The organism is Streptomyces sp. NPDC093149 (assembly GCF_044754145.1).
In the GTDB taxonomy this organism is placed as follows: domain Bacteria; phylum Actinomycetota; class Actinomycetes; order Streptomycetales; family Streptomycetaceae; genus Streptomyces.
The window spans coordinates 1,270,113-1,296,384 of the sequence record NZ_JBIVON010000001.1 but is presented as its reverse complement, the minus strand read 5'-3'; the positions used below and the strand labels follow the sequence as shown (position 1 = coordinate 1,296,384).

Annotated in this window: 22 protein-coding genes and 1 tRNA gene; 3 read left to right on the top strand and 20 right to left on the bottom strand. The window is 69.9% G+C overall.

The features are described from left to right. Nucleotides 1–35 precede the first annotated feature (35 nt). The 17 genes from atpB to ACIQCZ_RS05970 form a co-directional block, all read right to left on the bottom strand. Nucleotides 36–872, bottom strand: coding sequence for a F0F1 ATP synthase subunit A (atpB, locus tag ACIQCZ_RS06050; RefSeq protein ID WP_376213743.1), 837 nt, complete (start codon nt 870–872; stop codon nt 36–38). A 210-nt stretch (nt 873–1,082) separates the two neighbouring features. After that, entirely contained in the window at nt 1,083–1,526 is a 444-nt protein-coding gene (locus ACIQCZ_RS06045; RefSeq protein WP_376213633.1) for a hypothetical protein, read from the bottom strand. 262 nt (nt 1,527–1,788) lie between these two features. Beyond that, nucleotides 1,789–3,174 (bottom strand): MraY family glycosyltransferase, encoded by a 1,386-nt coding sequence (locus ACIQCZ_RS06040; protein ID WP_402280246.1) that lies wholly within the window; start codon nt 3,172–3,174, stop codon nt 1,789–1,791. Nucleotides 3,175–3,266: 92 nt separating this feature from the next. Next, on the bottom strand, nt 3,267–4,532 hold the full coding sequence (gene glyA, locus ACIQCZ_RS06035; RefSeq protein WP_402280025.1) for a serine hydroxymethyltransferase: 1,266 nt from the start codon (nt 4,530–4,532) through the stop codon (nt 3,267–3,269). Between the two features lie 319 nt (nt 4,533–4,851). Further along, the gene (locus tag ACIQCZ_RS06030; protein ID WP_402280023.1) at nt 4,852–5,493 is read right to left on the bottom strand and encodes a protein-tyrosine-phosphatase; all 642 of its coding nucleotides are present in this window, start codon (nt 5,491–5,493) and stop codon (nt 4,852–4,854) included. Continuing rightward, nucleotides 5,490–6,137: an L-threonylcarbamoyladenylate synthase gene (locus ACIQCZ_RS06025; RefSeq protein ID WP_351077780.1), complete on the bottom strand. Its 648-nt coding sequence runs from the start codon at nt 6,135–6,137 to the stop codon at nt 5,490–5,492. Before ACIQCZ_RS06025 ends, ACIQCZ_RS06030 begins: the two co-directional genes overlap by 4 nt. Nucleotides 6,138–6,201: 64 nt before the next feature. Further along, entirely contained in the window at nt 6,202–7,047 is an 846-nt protein-coding gene (prmC, locus tag ACIQCZ_RS06020) for a peptide chain release factor N(5)-glutamine methyltransferase (RefSeq protein WP_365690095.1), read from the bottom strand. A gap of 43 nt (nt 7,048–7,090) precedes the next feature. Further along, nucleotides 7,091–8,167, bottom strand: a complete 1,077-nt coding sequence (gene prfA / locus ACIQCZ_RS06015; protein ID WP_093894461.1) for a peptide chain release factor 1 — start codon at nt 8,165–8,167, stop codon at nt 7,091–7,093. Between the two features lie 150 nt (nt 8,168–8,317). Further along, the gene (gene rpmE / locus ACIQCZ_RS06010) at nt 8,318–8,542 is read right to left on the bottom strand and encodes a 50S ribosomal protein L31 (RefSeq protein WP_019764351.1); all 225 of its coding nucleotides are present in this window, start codon (nt 8,540–8,542) and stop codon (nt 8,318–8,320) included. A gap of 142 nt (nt 8,543–8,684) precedes the next feature. Beyond that, nucleotides 8,685–9,788 carry an LCP family protein gene (locus ACIQCZ_RS06005; RefSeq protein ID WP_402280020.1) on the bottom strand — a complete coding sequence of 368 codons (1,104 nt, stop codon included), beginning with the start codon at nt 9,786–9,788 and terminating at the stop codon, nt 8,685–8,687. A gap of 413 nt (nt 9,789–10,201) precedes the next feature. Beyond that, nucleotides 10,202–12,211, bottom strand: coding sequence for a transcription termination factor Rho (gene rho / locus ACIQCZ_RS06000; RefSeq protein ID WP_402280018.1), 2,010 nt, complete (start codon nt 12,209–12,211; stop codon nt 10,202–10,204). A gap of 384 nt (nt 12,212–12,595) precedes the next feature. Further along, nucleotides 12,596–13,513 carry a homoserine kinase gene (thrB, locus tag ACIQCZ_RS05995; RefSeq protein WP_391741813.1) on the bottom strand — a complete coding sequence of 306 codons (918 nt, stop codon included), beginning with the start codon at nt 13,511–13,513 and terminating at the stop codon, nt 12,596–12,598. Between the two features lie 374 nt (nt 13,514–13,887). Further along, a complete protein-coding gene (thrC, locus tag ACIQCZ_RS05990) occupies nt 13,888–14,958 on the bottom strand; it encodes a threonine synthase (RefSeq protein ID WP_402280017.1) in 1,071 nt (356 codons plus the stop codon). A 6-nt stretch (nt 14,959–14,964) separates the two neighbouring features. Continuing rightward, nucleotides 14,965–16,320, bottom strand: a complete 1,356-nt coding sequence (locus ACIQCZ_RS05985; protein WP_376211021.1) for a homoserine dehydrogenase — start codon at nt 16,318–16,320, stop codon at nt 14,965–14,967. 125 nt (nt 16,321–16,445) lie between these two features. Next, a complete protein-coding gene (lysA, locus tag ACIQCZ_RS05980; RefSeq protein ID WP_402280015.1) occupies nt 16,446–17,837 on the bottom strand; it encodes a diaminopimelate decarboxylase in 1,392 nt (463 codons plus the stop codon). A gap of 26 nt (nt 17,838–17,863) precedes the next feature. Beyond that, complete coding sequence (gene nrtL / locus ACIQCZ_RS05975) at nt 17,864–18,862, bottom strand: ArgS-related anticodon-binding protein NrtL (RefSeq protein WP_402280013.1); 999 nt, start codon at nt 18,860–18,862, stop codon at nt 17,864–17,866. Nucleotides 18,863–18,917: 55 nt separating this feature from the next. Further along, nucleotides 18,918–19,352 (bottom strand): response regulator, encoded by a 435-nt coding sequence (locus ACIQCZ_RS05970; RefSeq protein WP_402280012.1) that lies wholly within the window; start codon nt 19,350–19,352, stop codon nt 18,918–18,920. A gap of 217 nt (nt 19,353–19,569) precedes the next feature. Between ACIQCZ_RS05970 and ACIQCZ_RS05965 the strand changes: the two genes are divergently transcribed. Next, nucleotides 19,570–19,641: transfer RNA gene (locus ACIQCZ_RS05965), tRNA-Arg, on the top strand. A gap of 50 nt (nt 19,642–19,691) precedes the next feature. Here the strand turns inward: ACIQCZ_RS05965 and ACIQCZ_RS05960 are convergent. Both ACIQCZ_RS05960 and ACIQCZ_RS05955 read right to left on the bottom strand, forming a co-directional pair. Then, on the bottom strand, nt 19,692–19,919 hold the full coding sequence (locus ACIQCZ_RS05960; protein ID WP_402280010.1) for a hypothetical protein: 228 nt from the start codon (nt 19,917–19,919) through the stop codon (nt 19,692–19,694). Then, entirely contained in the window at nt 19,916–20,293 is a 378-nt protein-coding gene (locus ACIQCZ_RS05955; protein ID WP_376272023.1) for a hypothetical protein, read from the bottom strand. The genes ACIQCZ_RS05960 and ACIQCZ_RS05955 overlap by 4 nt, the downstream gene beginning before the upstream one ends. A 736-nt stretch (nt 20,294–21,029) precedes the next feature. On the opposite strand from ACIQCZ_RS05955, the gene ACIQCZ_RS05950 reads away from it, so the two are divergent. After that, nucleotides 21,030–22,508, top strand: coding sequence for a hypothetical protein (locus ACIQCZ_RS05950; RefSeq protein ID WP_402280009.1), 1,479 nt, complete (start codon nt 21,030–21,032; stop codon nt 22,506–22,508). A gap of 218 nt (nt 22,509–22,726) precedes the next feature. Beyond that, nucleotides 22,727–24,676 (top strand): protease pro-enzyme activation domain-containing protein, encoded by a 1,950-nt coding sequence (locus ACIQCZ_RS05945; RefSeq protein WP_402280007.1) that lies wholly within the window; start codon nt 22,727–22,729, stop codon nt 24,674–24,676. A gap of 510 nt (nt 24,677–25,186) precedes the next feature. Here ACIQCZ_RS05945 and ACIQCZ_RS05940 read toward each other — a convergent pair. Further along, on the bottom strand, nt 25,187–26,269 hold the full coding sequence (locus ACIQCZ_RS05940) for a Ku protein (protein WP_402280005.1): 1,083 nt from the start codon (nt 26,267–26,269) through the stop codon (nt 25,187–25,189). Nucleotides 26,270–26,272 lie beyond the last annotated feature (3 nt).

Below are 26,272 nucleotides of genomic sequence, written 5' to 3'. Positions count from 1 at the left end.
TGGCCACCGGACGACTGGGGGTAGGGGAGGCGCGATCAGTGGTGCTCGGCGACAGCGCCCTGGATGAAGCTGCACGCCAGGAGCACGAAGACGTACGCCTGAACAGCCTGGATGAAGAGCTCGAAGGCCGTCATCACGATGACCATCACGAACGAGACACCCGCGTAGGCGATACCGATGCCGTTGAGCAGGTACCAGCTGGCGATGGTGAAGAGCAGGAGCAGCGTGTGACCCGCGAACATGTTCGCGAAGAGTCGGACCGCGTGCGTGAAGGGGCGGACCAGGACGTTCGAGAAGAACTCGATGACCATGACCAGCGGCAGGACCGGGCCGAGCGACTTGTCGTAGCCCGTCAGGTTCTTGAAGCCGCCGACGAAGCCGTGCCGCTTGAAGGTGATGCTCATCCAGAGGACGTAGACGATCAGCGCCAGGCCGGCCGGGTACGCGATGACCGACGTCACCGGGAACTGGGCGAGCGGGATGATCGACCAGAGGTTCATCATCCACACGAAGAAGAAGATCGAGACCATCAGCGGGACGTACTTCTCGCCCTCGCGCTTGCCGAGCGTCTCGTAGACGATGCCCCGGCGGACGAAGTCGTATCCGGCCTCGGCGACCATCTGCAGCTTGCCCGGAACGACCTTCGGCTTACGGAAGGCGGCCCAGAAGAAGCCGACGATGATGACCGTACCGAGGAGCGCCAGCAGCATCGTCTTGTTGAAGTAGATGTTGCTGTCCGCGTCACCGAAGATCGGCTCGAACAGGAAAGAGTGCAAGCCAGGACCCGGGAAACCACAACCGGAGAAGATGTGGCAATCGGTCTCGAAGGCGAGCACCTGTGTCGGGTCAGCACTCACCGCGGGCTCCTTCAGCGTGGCGCATAGGTACGGCAACCTCGTTGTGTCGGCGCGGCGCGCAGCCGCGGTTCGGCACTGGACTGGTGTTACGGATGTGTGAGCGGCAGTCAGGCATTGAGCCTCGCGATCGAGCAGGCGTCAGCTCACATGCCCGCGCCCGCAGTGCCGCAGTTGGAACCGGACGATAGCAGGGTCCCGGACTTGCACTTATTCCGCCCCTACCCTTCACGTCTCGGACCCGGTGTTCTTGGGCTTCTCACCCTTGTCCTTGCCGGATTCGGGTTCGACGTAAAGGATCTTGGCCTTCATGTGCGCACGCGTCTGCGCGCCGATCCACACGAGGGTCGTCGCGACCAGCGTGATCGCGAAGGCCTTCGGGTTGAACATCGTGGTGTTCTTGAATGCGGCGACGAAAATGAACAACAGGAGAAGCTGAGCCGTATACAGCATCAGCCCCATCGCCTGGAACAGGTGGGGGAGGGACCGCGCGGTCCGCTGCAGGACCATGAGTCCGATCCCCATGAAGAGGATCACCACGATCGCCGCAACGGCTGCGCCCAGGGCTCCCTTGCCGCCTGCGACACCACCGCTGACGGCGGCAGCAACAGCGCCGGCGACAGCGGTGGGTACGGCGGCTTGGAGGAGAGTCCGGACGTCGTTGGACGGCATGGCGGCAGCTCCGCTTGCTGGGGGTGGGCAGTGTGTCGTCATGGACGAGCGTAGGCCCGGTCCGAGTCGATGCCTCGGGCCGATGGACCGTGGCACTCAGGTCCTTCAACTCCGTCACCGGGCTTCGTGAACGGTATCACAAACTATTTGATGAGGTCTTTACCAAGAAAGTGTGCTTGCTGTCACACGTGAGAGTGAACATGCGCGTGTGAGCAAGACAACTCAATATCTTGTCTGGTATTGCCCCTCGATGACCGAATAGTCAGTGCGTGGAATCAGCCTTATCTCTGTCCGAAAAACGCGAACGGGGGCCAATGGCGGTCGCCCCGTTGACGCCGGAGACTCCCACGACGACCGGTGTGCGCTCCTGCCTCTCGTGCTCCTCCTGCCCCATCTGCGTGTCCAGGGGCCGCTGTTGGGCTCCGTTCACCGATGAGCGCGCCGCCTCGGGCATCCCGCCCCGGCCGCGGTGACGACGATACCTGGGCGGCACGAAGCGTTCCGCCCAGTACGGCGCGTGCGGGGTGAAGCGCGGCATCAGCAGCAGTACGAGGCCCAGCGCGCTCAGCCCCATGATCACCAGCACGATCCACAGGGAAGCCGAGTGCACGGAGTAGCCGACCGCGCCGAAGGCGATCAGGGCCGACCAGAAATACATGATCAGCACGGACCTGCTGTGCGAGTGGCCGATCTCCAGCAGCCGGTGGTGCAGGTGCCCGCGGTCCGCGGCGAACGGCGACTGACCGTTCCAGGTGCGCCGCACGATCGCCAGCAGCAGGTCGGCGGCCGGGATCGCGATGATGGTCAGCGGCAGCAGCAGCGGGATGAAGACCGGCAGCATCGCGTGGGTGGCCTCGCGCTCGCTGCCCGCGAAGAGCTTCATCGTGTCCGGGTCGACCTGCCCGGTGACCGAGATCGCCCCGGCCGCCAGCACCAGGCCGATCAGCATCGAGCCCGAGTCGCCCATGAAGATCCGGGCGGGATGCATGTTGTGCGGCAGGAAGCCCAGGCACATGCCCATCAGGATCGCTGTGAAGAGCGTCGCCGGGGCCGCCGCCTCGATCATGTGCCCGTACCAGAGCCGGTACGTGTACAGGAAGAACGCCGCGGACGCGATGCAGACCATGCCCGCCGCGAGACCGTCCAGACCGTCGACGAAGTTGACCGCGTTGATGGTGATGACGACCAGGGCGACCGTGAGCAGCGTGCCCTGCCACTGGGTGAGCGCGACGGTGCCGACGCCGGGGATCGGCAGCCACAGGATTGTCAGACCCTGGATCACCATGACCGCGGCGGCGATCATCTGCCCGCCGAGCTTGATCAGCGCGTCGATCTCGAACTTGTCGTCCAGAACACCGATCAGCCAGATGAGCGCGGCGCCGGAGAGCAGCGCCCGCGGCTCGTTGGAGAGTTTGAAGACCCAGTCGAGGTTGTACAGATGCGCCGCGACGATCAGTCCGGCGCACAGCCCGCCGAACATGGCGATGCCACCGAGCCTCGGTGTCGGTTCTCGGTGGACGTCGCGCGCACGGATCGCGGGCATCGCCCCGACCGCAATGGCGAACTTGCGCACCGGGCCGGTCAGCAGATAGGTCACCGCGGCCGTGACACAGAGCGTCAGCAGGTAATCACGCACGGGCTGCCCCAGAGAATTCGCCGGCCATCTCAGCCCTCACCTTAACTACGTCGGACTCATGGTCGAGGACACTGCGAGAGGGCCGTTGGTTGCATGGGACGCGTCTACCCCGGATAGGGCGGATATTTCCGGGCCAGTTCCCGGACCTCGGCGCGGATGTCGCCCTCCTCACGCACGGCCGCCCCGAAGAGCACCGCCAGCCGCGCCATGTCGGCGTCGCCCATGCCCTGGGTGGTGACGGCCGCGGTGCCGAGCCTGATCCCCCGGGCGTCCCCGTACGGAAGCGCGCAGGTGTCCAGCACCAGACCGGCCGCCATCAGCCGGGCACGGGCGACGGGGCCGTCGACGCCCAGCGGGGCCGGGTCCGCGACGATCAGATGGGTGTCCGTGCCGCCCGTGGTGACGTCGAAGCCCTCGGCCTCCAGGCCGGCGGCCAGCACCCGGGCATGGGCCACCACCCGATGGGCGTACGCCGTGAACGCCGGAGTGGCCGCCTCCCCGAACGCGACGGCCTTCGCGGCCACCGTGTGCATCTGCGCGCCGCCCTGGGTGAAGGGGAACACCGCACGGTCGATCCGCTCGGCCAGCCCCGCGCCGCACAGGATCATCCCGCCGCGCGGACCGCGCAGCACCTTGTGCGTGGTCGCGCAGACCACGTCGGCGTACGGGACGGGGCTCGGCGCCGCTCCCCCGGCGATCAGTCCCATCGGGTGCGCGGCATCGGCGATCAGGTACGCGCCCACCTCGTCGGCGATCTCCCGGAACAGCTCGTAGTCGGGGTGGCGGGGGTACGAGATCGAGCCGCTGACGATCGCCTTCGGGCGGTGCGCGCGCGCCAGGGTGCGCACCTGCTCGTAGTCGATCAGGCCGCTCTCGGAGTCCACGCCGTAGCCGATGAACTCGAACCAGCGGCCGGAGAAGTTGGCGGGCGAGCCATGGGTGAGATGTCCGCCGTACGGAAGTCCCATCGCCAGCACCGTGTCGCCGGGGCGCAGCAGGGCCGCGTAGGCGGCGAGGACGGCGGAGGAACCGGAGTGCGCCTGGACGTTGGCGTGTTCGGCGCCGAAGAGCGCGGTGGCCCTTCGGCAGGCGATGCGTTCGGCGGCGTCGGCCTGGTCGCAGCCGCCGTGGTGGCGGGCGCCGGGGTAGCCCTCGGCGTATTTGTTGGCGAGCGGCGAGCCGAGTGCGGCGAGGACCGCGGGCGAGGTGAAGTTCTCGGCGGCGATCAGCTGCAGGGTGCTGGACTGCCGGTGCAGTTCCTTCAGCAGCACGGCGGCGATCTCCGGGTCCTCCCGGAGCAGGGCACCGAAGTCCTGCGGCAGGGCGGCCCCGGCGGCGGAGGGGGGTGCGGCGGGAGTGGTGACCGGCATCGATGAACTCCGGGCCTGGAGAGGGTGCGCTGGCGTCAGCTCCAATGTAGGCCCGTGACGGGCCTCCTGCCCGCTGTGCGGCGACGTCGTACACCCGTTGGGCCCTGGGGTACCCGGCCGACGTGTACGGCCGTCAGAGTGGCGCGAGCGCGCGCCCGTCAGTGCGGGCCGGTACCCCGGTCGGTGCGGGGTCGGCACCCCGGTCAGGGCCGTGACGACCGGGTCGAGGGCCTGGTTGAACACCTTTCCCGACGCGCGCCTCGCACCGCTCGGTCCCAAGGGGCCTCCGGCCGTCGGGACGGGCGGCGACCTCGCGCCCTCAGCGGTCGGCCGTGATGCCCGTCAGGGCCGTGACCACCGGGTCGAGGGCCTGGTTGATCTCGTCGCCGATGGAGCGGAAGAACGTGATCGGGGCGCCGTACGGGTCGTACACCTCGTCGGCCTCGGCGGTGGGGGCCAGCAGCCAGCCGCGCAGCGCGGCCGCGGCGCGGACCAGTGCGCGGGCGCGCTCGACCACGCCCTCGTCGCGCGGGTCGGGCAGTGTGGCCGGGTCTATGGCCCGGACCAGCCGGGTGAATTCCTTGAGGGTGAAGGTCCGCAGCCCGGCCGAGTGACCCATCGAGATCACCTGTGCCCGGTGGTCGCGGGTGGCGGTGAGCACCAGGTCGGCGCGGATCACGTGTTCGTCGAGCAGTTCCCGGCCGACGAAGCCGGTGGTGTCGGCGCCGAAGTCGGCGAGGACGATCTCCGCGTTGGCCTCCATGGGGGCGCCTTCGTGGCCCCAGGTGCCCGCGCTCTCCACGATCAGCCCGCCCTGACGCGGATCGCCGAGGCGGTCCACCAGGGCGTGCCGGGTCAGCCGCTCGGTGATCGGTGAGCGGCAGACGTTGCCGGTGCTGACGTGGAGGATGCGGAAGGTGTCGGACTGCCCCGCTATGCCACGCCCCTCAGGGGCGGTCAATTGGCCACCTCAAGGTCGGGTACCACCTTGCGGAGCTCCTCCACGGAGAGCGCGCCGGCGCGCAGCAGCACGGGGATCCTGCCGGTCACGTCGACGATCGACGACGGCACGATGCCGGGCGTCGGGCCGCCGTCGAGGTAGACGGAGACGGAGTCGCCGAGCATCTCCTGGGCCGCGTCGCAGTCCTCGGGGGCCGGGTGTCCGGTGAGGTTGGCGCTGGAGACGGCCATCGGGCCGACCTCGGTGAGCAGCTCGATGGCGACCGGGTGCAGCGGCATCCGGATGGCGACGGTGCCGCGGGTGTCGCCGAGGTCCCACTGCAGCGACGGCTGGTGCTTGGCGACGAGCGTGAGGGCGCCGGGCCAGAAGGCGTCGACGAGCTCCCAGGCCTGTTCGGAGAAGTCGGTGACCAGCCCGTGCAGCGTGTTCGGGGAGCCGATCAGGACGGGCGTGGGCATGTTGCGGCCGCGCCCCTTGGCCTCCAGCAGGTCGGCGACGCCCTCGGAACTGAAGGCGTCCGCGCCGATCCCGTACACGGTGTCGGTGGGGAGCACGACCAGTTCGCCGCGGCGGACGGCCGACGCGGCCTCACGCAGACCCGTCGTACGGTCGGTCGCGTCGTTGCAGTCGTATCGCCGTGCCATCAGCCGGCCTCCTCAAGCGTGTACGGGTATGGCGGGTACGGGTCGTGCGGGTGGTGGCCGCCGGTCACGGCATGGCCTTGCGGGCCGTGGCGAACCGCGGCCGGTTGTTCAGGTCGGGGTGGTCGGCCGCGTCGGCCCAGCCACGTTCCTCGGTGAAGATCCACGGCACCTGGCCGCCCTGGGTGTCGGCGTGCTCGATGACGACGAGGCCGCCGGGGCGCAGCAGACGGTGCGCGGTGCGTTCGATGCCGCGGATGGTGTCGAGGCCGTCCTCGCCGGAGAACAGGGCCATCTCCGGGTCGTGGTCGCGGGCCTCGGGTGCCACGTACTCCCATTCGGTGAGCGGGATGTACGGCGGGTTGGAGATGACCAGGTCGACCTGGCCGTCGAGCTCGGGAAGGGCCGTGAGCGCGTCTCCGTGGTGGACGGTGACCCTGGACCCCTCGGCGTTCTTCCTGGTCCACCTGAGGGCGTCGTCGGAGAGCTCCACGGCGTGCACCCGGGAGCGCGGCACCTCCTGGGCCATGGCCAGGGCGATGGCGCCCGATCCGCTGCAGAGGTCGACGACGACCGGCTCGACGACGTCCATCGCGCGCACCGCGTCTATCGCCCAGCCGACGACCGATTCGGTCTCCGGCCGGGGCACGAAGACGCCGGGACCCACCTGGAGCTCCAGGTAGCGGAAGAAGGCGCGTCCGGTGATGTGCTGCAGCGGTTCGCGGGCCTCGCGGCGGGCGATGGCCTCCCAGTAGCGGGCGTCGAAGTCCGAGTCCGGCACACGGTGCAGTTCGCCCCGCTTGACGCCGTGCACGAACGCGGCGAGTTCCTCCGCGTCGAATCGCGGTGAAGGCACACCGGCGTCGGCCAGCCGCTGGGTGGCCTGGGCCACCTCGGCGAGCAGCAGGTTCATCGCGGTTCTCCGTACGGGGTTACGGGCGGGGCGGGTCTTGCACTTATGCGGCGGCGAGCTTGGCGGCGGAGTCGGCGTCGACACAGGCCTGGATCACGGAATCCAGGTCGCCGTCGAGCACCTGGTCCAAGTTGTACGCCTTGAAGCCGACGCGGTGGTCCGAGATCCGGTTTTCCGGGAAGTTGTACGTACGGATCTTCTCGGAACGGTCGACCGTACGCACCTGACTGCGCCGTACGTCCGAAGCTTCCTGCTCGGCGGCCTCCTGCGCGGCCGCGAGCAGACGCGAACGCAGGATGCGCATGGCCTGCTCCTTGTTCTGGAGCTGGCTCTTCTCGTTCTGGCAGGAGGCGACGACTCCGGTCGGCAGGTGGGTGATGCGGACCGCCGAGTCCGTGGTGTTGACGGACTGGCCGCCGGGGCCCGAGGAGCGGTAGACGTCGATACGGAGATCGTTGGCGTGGATCTCGACGTCGACCTCCTCGGCCTCGGGCGTGACGAGCACGCCGGCGGCGGAGGTGTGGATGCGGCCCTGGGACTCGGTGGACGGCACCCGCTGCACGCGGTGCACCCCGCCCTCGTACTTCAGCCGGGCCCACACACCCTGGCCGGGCTCGGTGGCGCCGTTGCCGCCCTTGGTCTTCACGGCGACCTGGACGTCCTTGTAGCCGCCGAGCTCCGACTCGGTGGAGTCGATGATCTCGGTCTTCCAGCCGACGCGCTCGGCGTAGCGCAGGTACATCCGCAGCAGGTCACCGGCGAACAGGGCGGACTCGTCGCCGCCCGCGCCCGCCTTGATCTCCAGGAGCACGTCCTTGTCGTCGCTGGGGTCGCGCGGGACCAGGAGGAGGCGGAGCTTCTCGGTGAGCTCTTCGCGCTGCTTCTCCAGGTCCTTCACCTCGGCGGCGAAGTCGGGGTCGTCGGCGGCGAGTTCACGGGCCGTCTCGATGTCGTCCCCGGCCTGCTTCCAGGAGCGGTACGTGCCGACGATCGGGGTCAGCTCGGCGTAGCGCTTGTTGAGCCTGCGCGCGTTGGCCTGGTCGGCGTGGACCGCCGGGTCCGCGAGCTTCTTCTCGAGATCGGCCTGTTCGCCGATCAGTTCCTCGACCGCCTCGAACATCTTCGGGCTCCTGGTTTCTTCACTCAAACGTGCCTGCTGGACGGCGTGATGCCGGCCGGGCGGGGATACGGGCCGCGCACCCCCGGCCGGAAAAAACGCCGGTTCCGACGCCCCCGGGAAGAGGGCGCCGAGAACCGGCGCAGTGGCTCGCTACTTGCTGGCGGAGCCGGCAGCCTTGCCGAAGCGGGCCTCGAAGCGGGCCACGCGGCCACCGGTGTCGAGGATCTTCTGCTTGCCCGTGTAGAACGGGTGGCACTCGGAGCAGACGTCGGCGCGGATGGTGCCGCCGTCGATGGTGCTCCGGGTCGTGAACGACGCGCCACAGGTGCAGCTGACCTGCGTCTCGACGTACTCGGGGTGGATGTCGCGCTTCAAGGGTTTCTCCTAGGTTCGGGAGGGCGCCGGGTCGTCCGCGCGGATTGCGCGTCCGTGAACCGGGGCCGACGTACCAGTCTGCCAGGACCGGCCGCATCTCCCAAAACCGGGGGCGGGCCGCAACTATTCCCGGCCCGCCCGGTCACCGCACGACGCTGCCCGCGACGCCCTTGTCGCCCGCCGACTTCTCGGTGGCGGAGGCGGGGATCGTCTTGTCCTGCTTCAGCGCCGTCCAGACCTGCTGCGCGGACGCCTCCAGCGGTACGACGCGGTTCGGGTCGGCCGGGTCGTACTGCACGGGCAGGGTGACCATGTGGACGTTCTTCGCGCCGAGCCCCTTGAGGCCGTTGGCGAAGCCGGTGAGCTGCTGGACCGAGCCCAGGTCGGAGTCGGTGGTGATGGCCTTGGTCGCCGTGTCCGCGAGGTCGAAGAGGGTTTTCGGGTTCGAGAACACCCCGACGCTCTTGACCTGCTCCATGAGCGCCTTGATGAATGCCTGCTGGAGCTGGATGCGGCCGAGGTCGCTGCCGTCGCCGACGCTCTTGCGGGTACGGACGAGCCCCAGCGACTGCTCGCCGTCGAGATTGTGGGTGCCGGGCTCCAGGTCGAGATGGCTCTTGGAGTCGTGGATGGCGCGGGTGGTGGTGATCTTCACGCCGCCCAGCTGGTCGATGAGCTTTTTGAAGCCGGTGAAGTCGACTTCGAGGTAGTGGTCCATGCGGATGCCGGACATGGACTCGACGGTCTTGACCGCGCAGGCCGGTCCGCCGACCTCGTACGCCGTGTTGAACATCGCGCGCTGCTGGCTCGCGACGGGCTTCCCCGTCGTGTCACTGGTGCATTCCGGGCGGGTGACGAGGGTGTCGCGCGGGATGGAGACGACCGAGGCCGTTTTGTGGCCCTTGTTGACGTGCACGACCATCGCGGTGTCGGAGCGGGCCGTTCCCTCGTCGGCACCGTACTTCGAGTTCGCGCCGGAGCGGGAGTCGGAGCCGAGCACGAGGATGTCCTCGGAGCCGTTGTCGACGTTGTCGGGGCGGTTCTTGCCGAGCGCCGCGTTGATGTCGACGGCCTTGAGATTGCCGTTGAGTGTGAAGTAGGCGTATCCGAGCCCGCCACCGCCGACGATCACGGCGGCTGCCAGCGTCCAGATCGCCGCCATCTTCGCCCGGTGGCGTCGGGACGGCTTCCTCCGGCGTTTGCCGGTGGGGCGTATTCGGCCGCCGCTCCCGCTCTGCTCGGTCATCCGTCTCCTTCGGTCGTCAGCTTCTCCCGGCTACCCCCTGCAGCGGTGTTCGGGCACCGAGTCGTCGCCTTGGGCGACTTGTCGTCACTTCGTACGACGTCGCGGTACGAAGAAGGGTTGCACAGAGACCTGTCATCTCCATGTGAGGACAAAAGGGACGCGGAGCCTTGATGGACAGCTGGTGATCCCGCGCTCACCTGCGGTTTCTTGCCCTCTACAGACATCACGGCGGCAGCCGTTGTCGCGACCGTCATGTGGCGAAGGTCTCGGATCGGCCGAAAAGGCCGGATCGGTTGCGGCGCATGCGCGGACATCACGACACAGGGCCGCCCCCGTCACCTGGGTGACGGGGGCGGCCCTGTTGTTCGGCCCTGCTGTCCGGCCTCTGTCGTTCGGCCGGTCCGGGTGCGACGTCAGTCGTTGCCGTTGCCCGGGGCCGGCGTCGTCTTCTGGATCTGGAGCAGGAACTCCGCGTTGGACTGGGTCTTCTTCATCCGGTCCAGGAGGAGCTCGATCGCCTGCTGCTGGTCGAGCGCGTGCAGCACCCGGCGCAGCTTCCAGACGATCGCCAACTCGTCGCTGCCGAGCAGGATTTCTTCCTTGCGGGTGCTGGACGCGTCGACGTCCACCGCCGGGAAGATGCGCTTGTCCGAGAGCTTCCGGTCGAGCTTGAGCTCCATGTTGCCGGTGCCCTTGAACTCCTCGAAGATCACCTCGTCCATCCGCGAACCGGTCTCGACCAGCGCGGTGGCCAGGATGGTCAGCGAACCGCCGTCCTCGATGTTGCGCGCGGCACCGAAGAAGCGCTTCGGCGGGTAGAGCGCGGTCGAGTCGACACCACCGGAGAGGATGCGTCCGGAGGCGGGGGCCGCGAGGTTGTACGCACGGCCCAGACGGGTGATGGAGTCCAGCAGGACGACCACGTCGTGACCCAGTTCGACGAGACGCTTGGCGCGCTCGATGGCCAGCTCGGCGACGGTGGTGTGGTCCTCGGCGGGGCGGTCGAAGGTCGAGGAGATGACCTCGCCCTTCACCGACCGCTGCATGTCGGTGACCTCTTCCGGACGCTCGTCGACCAGGACGACCATCAGGTGGCACTCGGGGCTGTTGACCGTGATGGCGTTGGCGATCGCCTGCAGGATCATGGTCTTGCCGGTCTTCGGCGGAGCCACGATCAGGCCTCGCTGGCCCTTGCCGATCGGGGCCACCAGATCGATGATCCGCGTCGTCAGGACGTTGGAGTCGGTCTCCAGGCGGAGCCGGTCCTGCGGGTAGAGCGGGGTCAGCTTCTGGAACTCCGGACGGCCGCGTCCGGATTCGGGCGCCATGCCGTTGACCGAGTCGAGGCGGACCAGGGCGTTGAACTTCTCGCGCCGCTCGCCGTCCTTGGGCTGGCGCACCGCACCGGTGACGTGGTCACCCTTGCGCAGGCCGTTCTTGCGGACCTGGGCGAGCGAGACGTACACGTCGTTCGGGCCCGGCAGGTAGCCGGAGGTCCGGATGAACGCGTAGTTGTCGAGGATGTCCAGGATGCCCGCGACGGGGATCAGGACGTCGTCGTCGGAGACGGGGACCTCGTTGGCGAAGTCCTCGCGGCCACGACGGCCACGGCGGTCGCGGTAGCGGCCACGGCGGCCACGACGGCCGCCCGCCTCGTCGTCGTAACCGTCGTCCTGCGGTCCGCCGCCCTGCTGGCCCTGGCCCTGGCGCTGCTGGCGCTGGCCGCCCTGCTGACCCTGCTCGTCACCCTTGCCACGGCGATCGCGCTGGCGGTCGCGGCGCTCCCCGCGCTCCTGACGGTCGCCCCGGTCGCCGCGCTGCCCGCGGTCCTGACGGTCGCCACGGCGGCCCTCGGCCGTGTCCGCGGCGGCTTCGGCCTTCGCGTCGGCGCGCTCGTCGCTCTTCGGCTCGGCCTGCGCCTCCACCTTGGCCTCGGTGGCCGGCTTGCTCTCCGCCTTGGCCTCCGGGCTGCCCGCCTGAGCGGTCGCACGGCGCCGACGGCGCTCGCCCGTGGGCTGGTCGTCGCTGGCCGGCTGGCCGGGGATGTCGATCTGCTGCTGGGCCGCGGCCTTCTCGGCGGGCGCGGCGGCCGCGGGCTCGTCCCCGGTGCGCGCCTTGGAGGTGGCACGGCGCTTCGGCTTGGTCTCGGCATCCGCGGCGGGCGCGGCGGCCTTGGGCGCGGCGGTGCTACCGGCCTGCGCCTCCTTGATGACCTCGATCAGCTGGCCCTTGCGCATCCGCGCGGTGCCCTTGATGCCGAGGCCGGACGCGACCTGCTGCAGCTCGGCCAGGACCATGCCGTCAAGGCCGGTGCCGGAGCGGCGGCGCCGTGCGGTGGTGCCAGTGGCAGCACCTTCGGCGGGCGCAGCGCTGTCGACAGTCTTGTCGGCAGTCACGCCCATCAGATCGGTGGTGTCGCTCACGAAGGGTCCTTCCCTGGAGCGGACGTCGGCCTTCTGGCTCGGCGACCGGTTGTGCTGTCCGACTGCGGTCTTTTTCTTGCGGACCGTGCCGGGGCGGTGGTCCGCCGGGTACGGCGGAGAGATGAAGGTGTGCTTGGGTCCGGCGCGAGCATCCCCCTGCTCGGCCCACTCCTGGACAAGCGAGGGGTGTCGTGCCGGTTCCGGAGCGTGCACGAAACTGCTCAGGCAGGCTGCTCAGGCAGTTGGGGAGGCTCCCGGAAGAAATGTGGTCCCGGAAAGGGACACGAAGCAACGCGCCACATAGACGTCGGTTGCAGACTTGAGGTTAACACTACCGGCTCCAACAAACATTCCCCCTCTCACTCACCGGCAATCACTTCTCGGCTACGGGGCGAGCGGCAGCACACTCGCACCCGGGGCGTCGAGCGTGAGCCGATTGGCCGCCCATCCCTCGCCCGCCAGCCGTGCGACCTTGTCGGCCGCACCGTCCTCGGCCAGTGCGAGCACGGTCGGCCCGGCACCGGAGATGACCGCGGGCACGCCGTCGGCACGCAGTCGGTTCACGAGTTCCACGCTCTGCGGCATCGCCGGGGCGCGGTACTCCTGGTGCAGCCGGTCCTCGGTGGCGGTGAGCAGCAGTTCGGGGCGTCTGGTCACGGCCTCGACGAGAAGCGCGGCACGGCCGGCGTTGAAGGCCGCGTCGACATGCGGGACCGAGCGCGGCAGCAGCCCGCGGGCGGTCTCGGTCAGGACCGGCTTGCCAGGGACGAAAACCACCGGAACGATGGAATCTGCGGGATCCATCCTGATCGCGTGGGCCGATCCGCCGTCCATCCAGGCGAGTGTGAAACCGCCGAGCAGACAGGCCGCGACATTGTCGGGATGGCCCTCGATCTCGGTGGCGAGTTCCAGCAGCGCGGCGTCGTCGAGCCGTGCGTCGCCACCGGTCGTCACGGCTCGGGCGGCGACGATGCCGGCACAGATGGCGGCGGAGGAGGATCCCAGGCCGCGCCCGTGCGGGATGCGGTTGGCGCAGACGATCTCCAGGCCGCGGGGCTGCCCGCCGAGCAGGTCGAAGGCGGTGCGCAGGGAGCGTACGAGGAGGTGGCTCTCGTCGCGGGGCAGCGTGTCCGCGCCCTCACCGGCGATGTCGATGTGGAGTCCGGAGTCGGCTACGCGGACGACGACGTCGTCGTACAGCCCCAGCGAGAGGCCGAAGGCGTCGAAACCGGGGCCCAGGTTGGCGCTGGTCGCGGGGACGCGCACCCGGACGGCGGCGGCTCGGAAGGCGGGACCGGCCATCGGTTGGACGACTCTCCTTGTGAGGCAGCGGGGGTGGTGGAGCGATTTCTCGACAGTGGCGGTGGTCGTGGCGACGGGGAGTGGGATTCCGGGGAAACCGACGGCCACAACGGCCCTTGCACCGCGGCATATGCGGCGGGGCGGGTTGGGTACAGCTTATCGAAGGAAGGTTCTGTGGCGACATAGGGCGCACAGGAGGCGCACGATGCGTGTCGCTCGCCTCCTATGCGCTCTCCGCCCCGAAAAAGGATGGTTGAGCTGGGTTCTTACCGGGATCCCCGCCGGCGGCGAGCCCGGCGTCCGGCGGGGCGGTCCGGGCCCCCGTCGGCAGCTGAACCGAGTTGCGCCGCGGGGCCCGGAACTGCGAGCTCCTCTTACCCGAGACCCAGCTTCTCGGCAGCGGTGGCCGCGTCGACCGGGACCGTGACCGGCTGCGGAGCGCCCGCGACGGCCCAGTCGGGGTCCTTGAGCCCATTGCCGGTGACCGTGCACACGATCTTCTGGCCGGGATCGACCTTGCCCTCTTCGGCGGCCTTCAGCAGACCGGCGACGGACGCGGCCGAGGCGGGCTCGACGAAGACACCCTCCTGGGAGGCCAACAGCCGGTAGGCGGCCAGAATGTGGCGGTCCGTCACCTCGTCGATGAAACCGCCCGATTCGTCCCGGGCATTCAGCGCGTACTGCCAGGAGGCCGGGTTGCCGATCCGGATCGCGGTGGCGATGGTCGAGGGGTCCTTGACGATCTCGCCGCGGACGATGGGCGCGGAGCCGGAGGCCTGGAAGCCCCACATGCGCGGGGTGCGTGTGGACATGCCGTCCCCCGCGTACTCCTTGTAACCCTTCCAGTACGCGGTGATGTTGCCCGCGTTGCCGACCGGGAGGACGTGGATGTCCGGTGCGTCGCCGAGTGCGTCGACGATCTCGAACGCGGCGGTCTTCTGGCCCTCGATACGGACCGGGTTGACCGAATTGACCAGCGCCACCGGGTAGTTGTCCGAGAGCGAGCGGGCCAGGGTCAGACAGTCGTCGAAATTGCCGTCGACCTGGAGGATCTTGGCGCCGTGCACGAGCGCCTGACCCATCTTGCCGAGCGCGATCTTGCCCTGCGGCACGAGGACGGCGCACACCATGCCGGCCCGCACCGCGTACGCGGCGGCGGAGGCGGAGGTGTTGCCGGTGGAGGCGCAGATGACGGCCCGTGCGCCCTCCTCCTTGGCCCGGGTGATCGCCATCGTCATACCGCGGTCCTTGAAGGAACCGGTGGGGTTGGCGCCCTCGACCTTGAGGTGCACCTCGCAGCCCGTGCGCTCGGAGAGGACCTGAGCGGGGACGAGCGGCGTACCGCCCTCACGGAGCGTGACGACAGGCGTCGTGCTCGTGACCGGAAGGCGGTCCCGGTACTCCTCGATGATGCCGCGCCACTGGTGGGTGCCCTTGCTGGTCATGGGTCCTTACTCCCCTTCAACACGCATGATGCTGGCGACACCGCGCACGGTGTCGAGCTTGCGCAGCGCCTCGACGGTCGCCGAGAGGGCGGCGTCGGGCGCGCGGTGGGTGACGACGACGAGAGATGCCTCGCCGCCTCCGTCCGCCCACCGCCCGCCGCCACCCTGCTCGATGGCGACTTCGTCGCCGCTGCCTGAATTCCTGCCTTGCTGACGGACGGTGTCGATCGATACGCCCTGTTCGGCGAAGACCGTCGCGACCTGGGCGAGCACGCCGGGCTTGTCGGCCACGTCGAGGCTGATGTGGTACCGCGTGACGACCTCGCCCATGGGGCTGACCGGCAGGCGCGTGTACGCGGACTCGCCGGGGCCGGTGGCCTCGTTGAGTTTGTTGCGGCAGACCGCGACCAGATCGCCGAGGACCGCGGACGCGGTCGGTGAGCCACCGGCGCCGGGGCCGTAGAACATCAGCTGTCCGGCCGCCTCGGCCTCGACGAAGACCGCGTTGTACGCCTCGCGGACCGAGGCCAGGGGGTGGCTCAGCGGAATCATCGCGGGGTGCACGCGCGCGGTGACGGACTGCCCGTCGGCGGCGCGCTCGCAGATGGCGAGAAGCTTGACGGTGCAGCCCATGCGGCGGGCGGAGACGATGTCGGCGGCGGTGACCTCGGTGATGCCCTCGCGGTGCACATCACCGATCCTGACCCGGGTGTGGAAGGCGATCCCGGCGAGGATCGCGGCCTTGGCGGCGGCGTCGAAGCCCTCGACGTCGGCGGTCGGGTCGGCCTCGGCGTATCCGAGGGCGGTGGCCTCGTCGAGCGCCTCGGAGTATCCGGCTCCGCTCGTGTCCATCCGGTCGAGGATGAAGTTGGTGGTGCCGTTCACGATGCCGAGGACCCGGTTGACCTTGTCACCGGCGAGGGACTCGCGCAGCGGCCGTACCAGCGGGATGGCACCGGCCACGGCGGCCTCGTAGTAGAGGTCCCGGCCGTGCTGCTCGGCGGCGCCGTGCAGTGCGGCGCCGTCCTCGGCCAGCAGCGCCTTGTTGGCGGAGACGACGCTCGCGCCGTGCTCGAAGGCGGTGGTGATGAGCGTGCGGGCGGGCTCGATGCCCCCGATGACCTCGATGACGACGTCGATGTCGCCCCGTTTGACCAGGGCTGTCGCATCGGTGGTGATCAGTGCGGGATCGATGCCCTCGCGTACTTTGGAAGGCCGGCGCACGGCGACACCCGCGAGCTCGACCGGCGCGCCGATGCGCGCGGCGAGGTCGGCGGCCTGCGTCGTCATGATGCGCGCCACCTCTGAGCCGACCACTCCACAGCCCAGCAGCGCCACCTTCAGCGGACGCGTACGCATCATCCGACCTCGTTTCCTTTACATCTGTTGTATGGACCAGTCTCACTCACCGGACGAGCGTTCCTGCCGCCCGTCCGGATCCTGAGACATCTACGGGGCTCCGGGGGTGTCCCCCGGGAAAATCGGCATCAGCCGACATCGAGACGCAGGAGATCTTCCTCCGTCTCGCGCCTGACGATGACGCGCGCCTCTCCGTCGCGCACGGCGACGACGGGCGGGCGCAGGGCGTGGTTGTAGTTGCTCGCCATCGAGCGGCAGTAGGCACCGGTGGCGGGGACGGCGATCAGGTCGCCGGGGGCCAGGTCGGACGGCAGGAAGGCGTCCTTGACCACGATGTCGCCGCTCTCGCAGTGCTTGCCGACGACGCGGGCGAGCATCGGTTCGGCGTCGGAGGTGCGCGAGACGAGCGCGACGCTGTACTCGGCGTCGTACAGCGCGGTGCGGATGTTGTCCGACATGCCGCCGTCGACGCTGACGTACGTACGCAGCCCCTCCAGGGGCTTGATCGTGCCGACCTCGTACAGAGTGAACGCGGTGGGGCCGACGATGGCGCGGCCCGGCTCGACGGAGATCCGCGGGGTGGCGAGCCCGGCCGCCTCGCATTCGCGGGTCACGATGTCGCCGAGCGCCTTGGCGATCTCGTGCGGCTCGCGCGGGTCGTCCGCGGAGGTGTACGCGATCCCCAGTCCGCCGCCCAGATCGATCTCGGGCAGCTCGACCCCGTGCTCGTCACGCACCTCGGCGAGCAGCTGCACCACGCGCCGGGCGGAGACCTCGAAACCGGCCATGTCGAAGATCTGCGAGCCGATGTGCGAGTGGATGCCGATCAGATCGAGCCCGTCGAGGGTGAGCGCCCGGCGCACCGCCTCGGCGGCCTGGCCGTCGGCCAGCGCGATACCGAACTTCTGGTCCTCGTGCGCGGTGGCGATGAACTCGTGGGTGTGCGCCTCGACACCGACGGTCACCCGGATCTGTACACGCTGCCGCTTGCCGAGCCGCTGCGCGACGTGCGCGACCCGGGCGATCTCCTGGAAGGAGTCGAGCACGATCCGCCCGACGCCGACGGTGACCGCCCGCTCGATCTCCTCGACGGTCTTGTTGTTGCCGTGGAAGGCGATGCGCTCGGCGGGCATCCCGGCGTCCAGCGCGCAGGTCAGCTCTCCCCCGGAGCAGACGTCGAGGTTGAGCCCCTCCTCCTTGAGCCAGCGCACGACGGCCCGCGACAGGAACGCCTTTCCGGCGTAGAACACATCGGCGTCCCGTCCGAAGGCGTCGGCCCAGGCCCGGCAGCGGGCCCGGAAGTCGCTCTCGTCGAGGATGTAGGCCGGAGTGCCGAACTCCTCGGCCAGTCGCGTCACTTCGATCCCGCCGACGGTGACCGTGCCGTGCTCGTCACGGGCGACCGTACGGGCCCAGACCTTCTCGTCCAGGACATTGAGATCGGCGGGCGGGGCCGTGTAGTGCCCTTCCGTCATGACATCGGCGTGGCGGGGCCCGGCGGGGTGTGCGGATCGGCTCATCGTGTTGCTCTGTTCTCTCGGGTCTCTCAGAGGACTTCGGGTGCGCTGATGCCGAGCAGGGACAGGCCGCCTGCCAGCACCGTCCCGACGGCTTCGGCGAGGGCGAGCCGGGAACGGTGGGCGGCCGAGGGTTTCTCGTCACCGACGGGCAGCGGCCGGGCGTCGTCGTGGAAGTCGAAGAAGGCCTGCGCGACCGCTTCCAGCTGCCGGGCGACCCGGTCGGGCTCGCGGTGGCGGGCGGCCGCGGCAAGCACACCGGGATGGTCGGCGAGGAGCGCTCCGAGTACGGGCGCGTCCACGCCCCCCTCGTACGCGGCGCGGAAACCGAGCTGCTCGGCGTTCCGGCTCAGGGCGCGGGTCCGGGCGTGGGCGTACCGCACCCGGAACAGCGGATTGCTCTCCCCCTGCACGAGGAGATCGCCGGTCCCCGTGCACCGGGGCCGGTCGTGCGGGGCGGCCCGCAGCAGTGCCCAGCGCGCGGCGTCGTTCCCGAGCCGCTCGAAGAGGTCGCGGTCACAGGCGGGCACGGCCACCACGTGCAGCGCCTCGCCGCCGGCCGTACGCTCCCCGACCTGCGCGCCCTGGGCCCGGAGCAGCCGCTCCACGGTCCCGGTGACGACACGGGCGCGCGGCTCGTCGACGGGCGCGAAGCAGACGGTGGTACCGACGAGGTCGTTCCCGTGCCCGTACTCCGCGCCGCGCTCGTCGACGGCCCGGACGAGCGCGCCCAGCCGGTCGGCGCCGTCGAGCAGGGTGAAGTTCAGGAACCCGGGTCCGGTGACCTCGACGCCGCCGATCCCCGGCGCCCCCTGCATCCGCGCCCGGAGGATCTCGGCCACTTCCCTGGCCGGCAGCGTGGCGGGCCGGGCCAGCTGGAGGGCGACGGCACAGGCGTAGTCCCCACGCCCGCCGGGCCGGGTCCGCTCCACCCGCACGCGCGCGGGCACGGGCGCACGCAAGGCGTCCTCGTCGACCGCGCGGCGCACGGCGTGCAGCACGGTCCTGGAGAGATCGGCGGGGGTCACAGGACAAGCGTATGGGAGAAAGGGGGGCATCCCGCGACCCGGTTTCGCCATGCGGTCACCCTGCGGTGCTCTCCGCCTTCCCGGCGCCGTGTCTGCCGTCGAGCGGCGGCGGGTCCTCCCGGTCCATCAACTGCTGTACGAGCCGCACGAGCTCGCTCGGCTCGAAGGGCTTCGCCAGAAAGGCGTCGACCCCTGCGGCGACCGCGCTGTCCGCCTCGAAGGGAGTACAGGCGCTGATGATCGCCACGGGCAGATGTCTGGTCTGCGGATCGGAGCGCAATCTGGTGGCGGTCTGCAGACCGTCCAGCCTGGGCATGACGACATCGAGCGTGATCACATCGGGGCGGACCCGATGAACCAGATCCAGACACTCGACACCATCGGCCGCGGTCACGACCTCGAAGCCCTCAAGCTCGAGATTGACCCTGATCAATTGCCGGATGACCTCGTTGTCGTCGACAACAAGCACGCGGCCACACGCCCCTGACACACTCCGAGAGTAGGCGGGACGTAGGGGCTGCGTCCGGGTTTTGCCTATTTCCGACCCCGGACGAGTGGTGCGAGCGGTGGCCGGATGCGCCCCAACCGCACCACACGCCCCTTCCGCGGGCCCGCGCCGCGCGCGTCGACGGCCCGGAAATACCTGTTCACGGACACCCCGCCGAAGCTGGTAGTGTTTCACCCGTCGCCGAGCAACACAGCGATACGCCCTCGTAGCTCAGGGGATAGAGCATCGGCCTCCGGAGCCGTGTGCGCAGGTTCGAATCCTGCCGAGGGCACTTCCGAATAGACCTTCTGATCGGTGGAAACGCTGATTGGAGGGTCTTTTTCATGGGCGTGAGATCTCGGTGCGCTCACCGCGGGTGCCGGACCGGTAGCGGTTGACGGCGTCTGCCCGCCGCAAAGCGCGACGTCCGGTTCGGTGCTTCGCGATGTCCGGGGCCGCCTTCGCGTCCGGCGCCCGGCCCACGACCTCGATGCCGCACTCGCCGTCGAGGAGTGCGACCAGGCCGTGCCTGACGACCTGCATGTCCTCCGCGACGAGCACCTTGATCACGGGCCCTCGTCCCCCGGGCCGCCGGAACCGATCTGTTCGGCCCGCAGCGCCAGGTCCTGCAGCACATCGGCGGAGGACACGTCCGTCTGCCCGGAGTCGTGCACCTGGGCCAGCATCGCGAAGGCCAGGGTGAACGCACCGACCAGCTGCTCCACCGCGCCCCCGACCTCCCGGCCGACGACCGCCGCGACCTCTTCGATCGAGGCGTCCTCGGGGATCGTGATCCGGGGCATCGTCTCGTTCAGGAGCGCGGTCACCACGCTCGAATCCGTTTGCACGTCGTCACGGTCGACGTTCTCTTCGAGGAGCCGGCGGATCTCGCCCGCCTCCGTGAGGATGCCCACCACACGCTTCACCACTTCGCTCTGCTCCATGCCGTGAGCATAGGCCTGGGAGCCGCGCGGCCGGTGATCAGTCGGCGTTTCCCGACGCCGTCGGTTCGGACGGACCATGGCCTCTGCCTGTGCCTGTGCCATGGCACCATCTCCTCGGCCACGCCCACGTCGGCTGCCCGGCCCGCCTCCGCCTCTACGTCCTCGTCCTCCGACCGCTGCTCGAAATGGGTTCCGCCCTGTTCAGACGGGCCTGCGCGGCCTGCTGCGGCTCCGTCCACTCTTGATCGCCGGATCCCCCTCGCCCGTTTTGTCGGGATGCTGACCGGCGACGCGACCGGAGGGAGTGTCGGCGTCCATGCGGTGCACACATCCTCATGACGCCCCCGGGGCGGGCCCGAGGTGTGCCGCTCCCTCGTGGTCGGTTCCACGGAGCACCCCTGCCGGGGCACGCGCCAGTCGCGGCACCAGGCCGTCACCGGGCGCCGCGTCGAGTTGCCTTGATATGGACCGATTCGTCGACCGTCGACCGGACGGCTGACCGGTCCGGATTGACACTGTTCAGGGCGTCGTGGAAGGTGATCCGACCGGGTGCCGTTCGAGCCCCGTATCGCTCAACGGTTGGGGGACCGACGTGAGTTGGGATGGTCAGCATTTCGGGGCAGGGGCGAGCCCTTCGCCGCCGTCCGACTCGCCTTCCGCGCCCCCTCCCGCACCCCCTCCCCCGAGCCTGCCTCCCACCGTCGGACCGCCGCCGCCGGGAGGTCTTCTCCGTTCCGTGGCCGTGGGGTTGCTCAACCTGAGCGGGTTCGGGCTCGGCTATGCGCTGATGCGGTGCTGGTTCAGGACGGTTCTGTGCTGGGCGGCGACCGGTGCGCTGCTGGTGGTCGCCCTCCCCGCCGATGCCGACGGGGTCGCCGGGTGGCTGGTCGTCGCGTATCTCGTCGTGCTGGTCGTGGCGGCCGCGGACGGGGCGAGGACCGCCCGGCGTCGCACCGTCGGCGGGTCGTGGCGACCGCTGGTGGCGGCCGGGGCCGGCTTGGTGCTGCTGGCGGTGCCTGCGGGGGGCGTGGTGTTCTACGGCTCCGCGCAGGACGAGGCCGTCGAGCAGATGCTGCTGGACCGGCTGGAGCGAGGCGACCGGAGCGTCGCCGCGGCCTCGGGCAAGTCCTTCGCCGACGCACGCGACGACTACCGATCGGCGCTCGCCGTCTACCGCGACCTCGGCGAGAGGCACGCGGGATCGCGGGCCGGGAAACTCGTGCCGAAACGGCTCGACGCGTACTACCGGGCGGTCTCGGCGCCGTACCGGCAGAAGAAAAACTGCGAGGCGATCGAGCCGCTGACCTATCTGCGCACCGTGCCGGAGGCGATCGACCGGAAGCTGCTGGGCGATCTGGCCGACTATCCCGACGAGCCGCTCGCCACCGCGCTGTACGAGTGCGGGGTGGGGAAGCTGGGCACCGTGAGGACCGACAAGGACGGCCGGGAACTGTCCGAGCTGCTGCGCACGTTCCCCGGCTCGGCACAGGCAGGGAAGGTGGGAGCGGCGGTCTCGGGGAAGATCTCCGCGCAGAGCCGGGCCGTGCGCGGGAGCTCGCCCTGCGCGGCCGAGGAGACGCTGCGCCGCATCCGTGCGACGACCTTGTCGCTGCCGGACAAGAAGGTCTCGGCACTGGCCGGGAAGGCCGACCCCGGTATCGAGGACGGTGCTTATGCCTGCGGGGTCGCGCAGTTCGAGGACAAGCAGTTCGACTTGGCGCGACTGTCATTGACGGAGTTCGCCGCCACGTACAAGAAGGACAAGCGCCGGGCGCGCGCCCGGGACATCGCCATCGCCGCCGAGATCGCCGATACGCGGGCCGCCGCCGGAAAGCACCTGCCGCCCTCGGGCTCGCCGGGCGGAGGCCGGATGGAGCTCGTCATCAGCAACGACGCCCCCGACGGGGTCGAGATCCTGTACACCGGGCCGGTGACGGGAAGGACCAGCATCAAGGGGTGCGGCAGTTGCACGTCGTACTCCTGGGTGAGCGGTGCCACCGCGGCCTGCAAGGCCAGGGGGAAGAGCTACCCGAAGGTGACGCTCTGGCTGCCCGCGGGTGAGTACCACTTCCTGTACAAGCACCGAGGGGCCTCGTCCGGGACGGGCGTGACGAGCTACGCGGACGGTTCGAGGATCCAGCCCGGATACCGGTACACCGGCTGTACGTACGTGAGCAGATCACCCGGGCTCGGCTACGGCACGACGGGCACCTGAGACGGGAGTGCGAGCCGCCTGTCCGCCCATGGGCGGACGGGCCGGCAGGCGCAATTCCGCACGTTCTCCATGAACTGCCCTGCGCATACGCTCACTTGGTCGATTCTTGGTGAATGCATGCCCCCTGCATGAGGTGTTCCTCGCCAGAGTGGCGCATTACATGTGCACATCATCCGGCACATGCTCCACACGCGAAGACCCACATCGCAGGGGGTTATATGAGAACCAGCCGCGCGAGAAGTCGCGCCGCGCTGAGCATGGCGGCGACACTCCCGCTGCTTGCCGGCGCGCTCGCCCTCGGAATACCGAACGCCAGCGCGGACTCCGCGCCGAGCGGGCGGGACGCACTGCAGGGCTCCAAGCCCGCCTGGGCGACCGCCGCGGCCGACCGGGGGGCCACGGCCGACAGCGGCAAGGTCAGCGTCCGGGTGCATCTGGCCGGGCGGGACGCGAAGGGGCTGGCCGCCTACGCCGCCGCCGTGTCCGACCCGCGGTCCGCCTCGTACGGGAAGTACCTGAGCGCCGAGCAGGCACAGGCCCGGTTCGGGGCGACTCAGAAGCAGATCGACCAGGTCGGCCAGTGGCTGAGGTCGAGCGGGCTGACCGTCACCGGCGCCAACCGGCACTACGTCTCGGCCACCGGTGATGTCGCCACCACCGAGAAGGCGTTCGGCACCCAGCTGCGCAACTACCGCAAGGGCAACCGGACCTACCGCGCCCCTGCCTCCACCGCCTCCGTGCCCGCCGGGCTGAGCGATGACGTCCTCGCCGTGTCCGGCCTGGACAACGCGCCGCACAAGTCGAGCCACGACGAGACGCTGCCGCCGCCGGACGCCGTGTTCCGCAACTCCGGCCCCTTCTCCTCGTACTACGGCTCGAAGACCGCGTCGTCGCTGCCGAGCGCCTACGGATCCAAGGTGCCGTACGCCGTCAAGGGGTACACGGGCAAGCAGCTGCGCGCCGCGTACGGTGCGGGTGACTGGACCGGCGAGGGCGTCACCGTCGCGATCACCGACGCGTACGCCTCGCCGACCATCGCGAAGGACGCCGCCGAGTACGCCAAGCGCAACGGCGACGCCCCGTACCGTCGCGGGCAGCTCAGCCAGGTGCTGCCGGCCGACTACACGAAGACCGAGGAGTGCGGGGCCTCCGGCTGGTACGGCGAGGAGACCCTCGACGTCGAGGCCGTGCACGCGGTCGCGCCCGCCGCCGACATCGTGTACGTGGGCGGCGCCTCCTGCTACGACGCCGATCTGCTGGACTCGCTGAACAAGGTCGTCGACCACCGGCTCGCGGACATCGTCTCCAACTCCTGGGGCGACATCGAGGCCAATGAGACCCCGGACATCGCGGCCGCGTACGACCAGGTCTTCAAGATGGGCGCGGTCGAGGGCATCGGCTTCTACTTCTCCTCCGGCGACGACGGCGACAACGTCGCGTCCACGGGGACGAAGCAGATCGACGTCCCGTCCAACTCCGCCTGGGTGACCTCGGTCGGCGGTACCGCGCTGGCGGTCGGCAAGAACGACACGTACCAGTGGGAGACCGGCTGGGGCACGCTGAAGGCGGGCCTCTCCGACGACGGCAGGAGCTGGACCGGCTTCCCGGGCGCGTACACCTCCGGCGCGGGCGGCGGCACCAGCTCGTCCGTGAAGCAGCCGTTCTACCAGCGGGGCATCGTCCCGGACTCGCTCGCGCGGGCGAACGGCAAGCAGCGGATGCGCACGGCCCCGGACATCGCGGCCGTCGCCGACCCGAACACCGGTTTCCTGGTCGGCCAGACCCAGACACTGCCCGACGGCTCGCTCGGCTACGACGAGTACCGCATCGGCGGTACGTCACTGGCCGCGCCGGTCATCGCCGGTGTGCAGGCGCTCGCGCAGCAGGCCCGGCACGGTCTGCCGATCGGCTTCGCCAACCCGGCGATCTACGCCCGGTACGGCTCGAAGGCGTACCACGACGTCACCGACCACCCCCTGGGTCCGAACCGCGATCTCGCGGTGGCCCGGGTGGACTTCGCCAACGGCGTCGACGACGCGGACGGCGTACTGACCTCGTTGCGCAGCCTCGGCAAGGACGCCTCCCTCAAGGCGGTCAGGGGATACGACGACGTGACGGGGGTCGGGACTCCGGCGGCCGGTTACGTGAACTCGTACCGGCGGCGCTGAGCACGGACGCGGTCGGCGTACCGGCCGGCACACACCGACGGCCGTCCCGGGGCCTCGTGCTCCGGGGCGGTCGTCGGTCGTGTGCGGGCCCGGGGCACGGCCGCCGGTCCCACCCGCGGGCGCGGATCCGATCACGCCCGCGACCCGCGGCAGCAGGGCGTGGGACGCGGGGCCCGGCGGTTTCGTTCGGGCGCGGGCCCGGCGGTTTCGTTCAGGCGCGGGCCCGACGGATTCGTTCGGGCACGGGCCCGACGGATTCGTTCGGGCACGGGCCCGGCAGTTTCCTTCGGGCACGGGCCCGACGGATTCCTTCGGGCACGGGCCCGGCAGTTTTGTTCGGGCACGGGCCCGGCCGTTTCGTTCAGGCGCGGGCCCGGCAGTTTTGTTCGGGCATGGGCCCGGCCGTTTCGTTCAGGCGCGAGCCCGGAGCGGCGGGCCGCCACCGCACGCCCGGTGCGGACCCGGAGCGGCGGGCCGCGGCCGTGCGGCTCATCCGCCTCCTGCCGCGTCTCAGGCCGAGGCGCGCTTGCGCGGGGCCCCCTTCTTCGCTGTCGACTTCGTGTCCGACTTCGCGGTGGTCTTCTTCGCCGTGGACTTGGTGGCCGACTTCTTCGCCGTCGACCGCGCCGCGGTCTTCTTGGCGGGTGCCCTGCTCGGCGCGGCCTTCTTCGCGGCCGTCTTCTTGGCGGACGAGGCCGCCTTCTTCTTCGCCCCGGTTCCACCGGACTTCTTGCGGCCGGTGAGCGAAGTGACCTTCGCGACGGGGGCGTTCGCCGCCTGCCTCTTCTCGTCGGCCGCTTCCTCCGGCTTCTCGCCACGGGCCTCCTTCGCCGCCCGGACGCTGTTCTCCAGGGCCGCCATCAGGTCGATGACCTGGCCGCCGCCGGACTCGTCCGCCTCCACCGGCTCCAGGGCGCGGCCCTCCGCCTTCGCCGCAACGAGCTCCTCGACCGCCTCGCGGTAGTCGTCGTGGAGCGAGTCCATGTCGACCTCGCCGAGAGTGGCCATCAACGCGTCCGCCAGGTCGAGTTCGGCCTCGCGGACCGTGACCCCGGCATCCGGTGCGACGCCCTCGGGGCTGCGGACCTCGTCCGGCCAGAGCAGGCCGTGCATGGTGATCACGTCGTCGACCACCCGCAGCATGCCGAGCCGTTCCCGGCCGCGCAGGGCGTACTTCGCCACCGCGACCTTCCGGCTCCGCTTCAGCGCCTCACGCAGCAGGGTGTACGGCTTGGCCGCCGGGACCCCGTTGGCGGAGAGGTAGTACGCCGCGTCCATCTGGAGCGGGTCGATCGAGGCGGCCGGCACGAAGGCGACGATCTCGATCGTCTTGGCGGTGGGAAGCGGGAGGGAGCCGAGGTCCTCGTCGGTGATTGGGATCATCGAGCCGTCGGCGTCCTCGTACGCCTTGCCGATCTCGGCCGCGGCGACCTCCTGCTCGTCGATCTCGCAGACCTTCCGGTGGCGGATCCGGCCACCGTCGGTGAGATGGATCTGGCGGAAGGAGATCGAGTGGTTCTCGGTGGCGTTGACCAGCTTGATCGGGATGCTGACCAGCCCGAAGGAGATGGCACCGTTCCAGATGGACCTCACTGT

What these genes read in the sequence shown, in the direction of transcription:
- ACIQCZ_RS05955 (WP_376272023.1), bottom strand. Translation starts at nt 20,293, where the DNA reads ATGGAGCAGAGCGAAGTGGTGAAGCGTGTGGTGGGCATCCTCACGGAG.
- lysA (WP_402280015.1), bottom strand. Translation starts at nt 17,837, where the DNA reads ATGAGCCGATCCGCACACCCCGCCGGGCCCCGCCACGCCGATGTCATG.
- glyA (WP_402280025.1), bottom strand. Translation starts at nt 4,532, where the DNA reads ATGCCGGTCACCACTCCCGCCGCACCCCCCTCCGCCGCCGGGGCCGCC.
- ACIQCZ_RS06005 (WP_402280020.1), bottom strand. Translation starts at nt 9,788, where the DNA reads ATGACCGAGCAGAGCGGGAGCGGCGGCCGAATACGCCCCACCGGCAAA.
- thrB (WP_391741813.1), bottom strand. Translation starts at nt 13,513, where the DNA reads ATGGCCGGTCCCGCCTTCCGAGCCGCCGCCGTCCGGGTGCGCGTCCCC.
- prmC (WP_365690095.1), bottom strand. Translation starts at nt 7,047, where the DNA reads ATGAACCTGCTGCTCGCCGAGGTGGCCCAGGCCACCCAGCGGCTGGCC.
- prfA (WP_093894461.1), bottom strand. Translation starts at nt 8,167, where the DNA reads ATGTTCGAGGCGGTCGAGGAACTGATCGGCGAACAGGCCGATCTCGAG.
- ACIQCZ_RS06045 (WP_376213633.1), bottom strand. Translation starts at nt 1,526, where the DNA reads ATGCCGTCCAACGACGTCCGGACTCTCCTCCAAGCCGCCGTACCCACC.
- ACIQCZ_RS05945 (WP_402280007.1), top strand. Translation starts at nt 22,727, where the DNA reads ATGAGAACCAGCCGCGCGAGAAGTCGCGCCGCGCTGAGCATGGCGGCG.
- ACIQCZ_RS05985 (WP_376211021.1), bottom strand. Translation starts at nt 16,320, where the DNA reads ATGATGCGTACGCGTCCGCTGAAGGTGGCGCTGCTGGGCTGTGGAGTG.
- ACIQCZ_RS06025 (WP_351077780.1), bottom strand. Translation starts at nt 6,137, where the DNA reads ATGGCACGGCGATACGACTGCAACGACGCGACCGACCGTACGACGGGT.
- thrC (WP_402280017.1), bottom strand. Translation starts at nt 14,958, where the DNA reads ATGACCAGCAAGGGCACCCACCAGTGGCGCGGCATCATCGAGGAGTAC.